The sequence below is a fragment of the Halanaerobium sp. ST460_2HS_T2 genome, assembly GCF_003337665.1.
Classification (GTDB): Bacteria; Bacillota; Halanaerobiia; order Halanaerobiales; family Halanaerobiaceae; genus Halanaerobium; species Halanaerobium kushneri.
Window position 1 is genome coordinate 1 of the sequence record NZ_QPJF01000064.1, and the last position, 3724, is coordinate 3724.

Below are 3724 nucleotides of genomic sequence, written 5' to 3' on the forward strand. Positions count from 1 at the left end.
ACGACTCAATCGAAAGAGAAAATCAACAGCTGCATAAAATACCTGGGACTACAAAAGTATTTTTAAAATTTACTTGACTTTTCAGAAACAATGCATCAGACAAAAGAAAAAGCATATAAATATGCTAAAGAGAAAGTCTTGGATTCTTTAAAGTGGAGTGGGATTAATATTAATAATGGTTTAGAGATTGAAGAAATAATAGCTTATAATGAAAAAGATACCTCAATCGTAATTTCAACTGAAGGAAAAGGAAAAGCTATAAAAAATGAGAAAGCTTTTATTAACTTTTTTACTGAAGGGCTTAACTATGAATTAAATAAAAAAGAGAAATCAATCATTGAATTATTAAATTTATCATTTTCTGAATACTCTAAATCTGCTCAATTCGTAACTTTAATAAGTGCTTTTGAACTTTTTATTGAAAAAAAAGTTAAACAAGAAGAAAAAATTGTTGATTTAATTGATAATGAATTATTTAAGAAACTTAATGAATGCCAAAATAAATATAAAATTTCAGATAAAAAATTAAACGATTTAAAAAGCAGAATTGGAAAAATCAAAAATCTTTCTATTAAAGATAATTGTAAAAAAATAATAAAAAGATATTTAGATCAAAATATAAAGTATAATGGTAAATTAGCTGTAGATTTTTTTGATGATTGTTATGATATTAGATCTCAAATTGTGCATAGTAAGGATAAATTAAATAAGTTAGACAACAATATAATACAGGAACTTCGTAAATTAGTAAAAGACGTTTTATCATGCAAACTGAACTCTAAAAATTAGTACTTTAAAATATAAATAAAATATAAAAGAAAGATAAATTAATAATTATTCGACTTCAGATAACATGGGATTGGCGCCATGCCCTCTGTCATAAAGCTTGCAATTAAAGCAGCAAGAAATGTGGAAAGCAAGCTTTACGCCAGTTCCTAACGGAATCAGGCACGAGCGCAAATCCCAGTAACGTTAGGCGAAATAGCAATAAGGAGGAATAAAATGAGAGAGTTGCATTTACCAAAATCTGCTATTGATGATGATATATCAAATTCAATAGAAATTGAGAACTCACTGGTTATAGTTGGTCCAAACGGTAGTGGTAAAACAAGACTTGGAACTTGGATAGAATTTGAATCTTCTCAAAAAGTAAACGTTCATAGAATCTCAGCTCAAAAATCTTTATCAATCCCTAATAATATAAGACCAACGTCATTAGAAAAATCATTAATGGAATTAAGAATTGGGTATTATCATGAAAATGTTAATCAAAATAATTATTTTAATTATAAACAAAATCAGAGGTGGAGCGGGAATCCAGCAACTTCATTATTGAATGATTATGGAAAATTATTAACCTTTTTATATTCTGATGATTATGAGAAAATGTTAGAATATAAAAGGAAAGTAAAAAATTCAGAAGAGCGAATTGAACCTCCAAAATCAAAACTTGATATTACTAAAGAAATATGGGAGTCAATCATTCCACATAGAAGGCTATATATTTCTAGTAGTTCTATAAAAACATATGTTAATGAAGAAGAAATTAAATATAATGCTACTGAAATGAGTGATGGAGAAAGAGTTATTTTATATCTAATTGGTGAATGTTTGTCTGCACCAAAAGATGCAATAATTGTTGTAGATGAACCAGAATTACATTTGCATAAATCAATACAAAGAGAGTTATGGGATAGTATAGAAAATGAAAGATCGGATTGTATTTTTATATATCTTACACATGATCTAGATTTTGCTTCAACTAGAACTGGTTCAACAAAAATCTGTTTAAATAATTATGATGGTAATGATTTTTATTGGTATCCAGTAAAAGATAAGAAAGAAATTCCTGAAGATATTTACCTTGAAATTTTAGGTAGCAGAGATCCTATATTATTTGTTGAAGGAGAAGTAGGGTCATATGATGAAGAATTATATAACTTAGTTTATAATGATTTTACGATTAAATCAGTTGGAAATTGCAAAAAAGTCATTGAAATTACTAAATCTTTTGGGGATATGTATTCTTTACATAATTTAGACTGTTATGGAATAATTGATAGGGATTATAGACCTGAAGTACATTTAGAAACATACAGAGAAAAAGATATTTATTCTCCAGATGTATCTGAAGTAGAAAATTTATTTCTTATTGATGAAGTTTTATTACAAGTTGCTAGACAATTTTGTGAACCTTCGCCTGAAGATATTGTTGATGATATTCATAGTTGGATATATGATGAGTTTAATAAATTTAAAGAAGTATATGCTACAGAAGCTACATCCGCCCATGTAAATTATATTCTAAATGGATTTAATGGAAAAGCTAATGATATTGAAGAAATAAAAAATAATTTCCAAGAATTAATTAGAGAAATTGATCTTGATGATTATTATGAACGGAAAATAATATATGCAAATAAACTAATTGATGAAAAAAATTATGAAGAAATATTAAAAGTTTTTAATCATAAAGGTCTAATAAATCAAGTAGGAAAGTTTTTTGATATTAAACCAAATACTTATACAACAAAAGTTAAAAATATTATTAAAGCAGGAAATGAAGATATAGTTCAAGCTTTTAAAATGTATTTACCAGAATTATAAATTGCTACTTCGCCTAACATGGGATTGAAGATTCCGCTGCGCTCCATTGTAAATTCGTTCGGTAAGGGCGGTCGCCCTAAACCTCACGAACTTCTTAAATCCCAGGAACGTTATACGAAACAATGACTAGGAGGTTTATTATGTTTATCCAAGAATTTGAAAGAATTCCTTTTGAACATATAACAGAAATTTCACCCAAAACTGAAAAAAATAATAGAATTAAAAAATATTTTTCTTATAAAAGATATTCTAAAAGAGATCAAAAAGATTTGCATGACTATGGTGAAGGTCCTTTTTGCAAATTTAAAATACCTAATGAACATAAAAAAAGTGGAGTATATATTCTAACTATTGATGAAGAAGTTAAATATGTTGGAGAATGTCAAAATCTTTCTAAAAGATATAATATGGGATATGGAAATATATCACCTAGAAATTGTTTTAAAGGCGGGCAGTCAACGAACTGCAGAATTAATAATAAAATTTTTAAAGAAGTAACTAACAATAAAATAATAAATTTATTTTTTAAACCAACAAGCGATAAAAATAATTTAGAATCTTTTTTGATTGAAAGATTTTCTCCTTCCTGGAATAAAACCAAAGGAAGAAATTTAAAATCGAAAAAAATACCAAAAGATTATAAAGAATTAAAACTTTTTAATAGTGAAAAATCAGAAAAAAAGTATAATAGTCTTAAAAACTATTTAAATAAAAGCAAAAGTAATAAAATTACTTTCTCATATAAAGAAATTGAAAATATACTTAATGATAGTCTTCCAGAATCAGCACATAAATATAGAGCATGGTGGGCTAATGGAGGTCATATACAAGCAGATTCTTGGATGAAAGCAGGTTGGAAAGTTATAGATGTTAAACTTAATCAATACATAACTTTTAAGAACAATATAACAAGTCATTGCATCGTATAACATGGGATTGGCGTCATGACTTCTGTCATAAAGCTTGCAATCTAAACAATCATGGATATGGAAAAGCAAGCTTTACGCCAGTTCCTTCGGAACCAGGCACGAGCGCAAATCCCAGGAACGTTATACGAAATAATAACTGAACATCAGCAATGAAGAGAGAAGAGATAGGGTTGGATCATCGCTAACTG

3 protein-coding genes are annotated in these 3724 nt (G+C 27.4%); all 3 read left to right on the forward strand.

Going from position 1 to position 3724, the window contains the following annotated elements; all coding sequences use genetic code 11:
* The first annotated feature begins 90 nt into the window (after positions 1-90).
* The 3 genes from DFR80_RS14965 (at position 91) to DFR80_RS14975 (ending at position 3536) form a co-directional block, all read left to right on the forward strand.
* Complete coding sequence (locus DFR80_RS14965; RefSeq protein ID WP_114490469.1) at positions 91-789, forward strand: hypothetical protein; 699 nt, start codon at positions 91-93, stop codon at positions 787-789.
* Positions 790-1002: 213 nt separating this feature from the next.
* Positions 1003-2607 carry an AAA family ATPase gene (locus tag DFR80_RS14970; protein ID WP_114490470.1) on the forward strand — a complete coding sequence of 535 codons (1605 nt, stop codon included), beginning with the start codon at positions 1003-1005 and terminating at the stop codon, positions 2605-2607.
* A 140-nt stretch (positions 2608-2747) separates the two neighbouring features.
* Complete coding sequence (locus DFR80_RS14975) at positions 2748-3536, forward strand: GIY-YIG nuclease family protein (protein WP_114490471.1); 789 nt, start codon at positions 2748-2750, stop codon at positions 3534-3536.
* Positions 3537-3724: the final 188 nt, after the last annotated feature.

Excerpts from the sequence above, each read along its gene's own strand:
- DFR80_RS14975 (WP_114490471.1), top strand. The coding sequence starts at position 2,748 with ATGTTTATCCAAGAATTTGAAAGAATTCCTTTTGAACATATAACAGAA.
- DFR80_RS14965 (WP_114490469.1), top strand. The coding sequence starts at position 91 with ATGCATCAGACAAAAGAAAAAGCATATAAATATGCTAAAGAGAAAGTC.
- DFR80_RS14970 (WP_114490470.1), top strand. The coding sequence starts at position 1,003 with ATGAGAGAGTTGCATTTACCAAAATCTGCTATTGATGATGATATATCA.